Annotated in this window: 1 protein-coding gene and 1 rRNA gene; one reads left to right on the forward strand and one right to left on the reverse strand. The window is 38.3% G+C overall.

Going from position 1 to position 653, the window contains the following annotated elements; genetic code table 11:
- Positions 1-156 precede the first annotated feature (156 nt).
- A 5S ribosomal RNA gene (gene rrf, locus HMPREF0666_RS15980) occupies positions 157-269 on the forward strand.
- A gap of 89 nt (positions 270-358) precedes the next feature.
- Here the strand turns inward: rrf and HMPREF0666_RS15985 are convergent.
- On the reverse strand, positions 359-653 hold a 295-nt coding region (locus HMPREF0666_RS15985; protein ID WP_009013439.1), incomplete at its 5' end, for a transposase.

Raw genomic sequence — 653 nt, forward strand, 5'->3', positions numbered from 1 at the left:
AGTAGACGAGTTGACAAGATAACGAGTAAACAAGTTATTAGTTCTATGGACAATGTTTAACAACGGAGCTACTGATAAGAAGACAGAAAGACGACAAGAATAAAGGCAAATAATTAGTCAACTTGTCAACTGTGAACTAGTCAACCGAGAGAAATATTAGGTGGTTATTGCGGCGGGGTCCCACCTCTTCCCATTCCGAACAGAGAAGTTAAGCCCGTTTGCGCCGATGGTACTGCAATGCAATGCGGGAGAGTAGGTGGCTGCCTTCTTTTATGAGAGAGGGTGTGTCAAAATTGATACATCCTCTTTTCTATTCTTCCTTTACCTTGTCTACCACATAATTCGTTATTTACTGCAGCTATGCTGCTAATTTCATATAAAATGATTTATTGGGCTTTAAATAACCTATATAAACTTGTATAAAGCATCTGAAGGTGACTAAAAGTACCTCCATAACGGCTTTTAGTTCCTTGAGATTGGTTTTTCTACACATTTTCCCTATGTTAAAGGCTATAGCAAAGAAGGCAAAGTCCATATTGACCTTGTCTTTTCCAAAATGCCTAAACCTCTTGTAGGCTTTATTATATTTTGTTTGTCCAAAAATAGCTTCAGATTCTATGCACCTTCGTCCTCGATGCTTGATACCTTCTTTC

It is taken from the genome of Prevotella sp. C561, from assembly GCF_000224595.1.
GTDB lineage: Bacteria > Bacteroidota > Bacteroidia > Bacteroidales > Bacteroidaceae > Prevotella > Prevotella jejuni.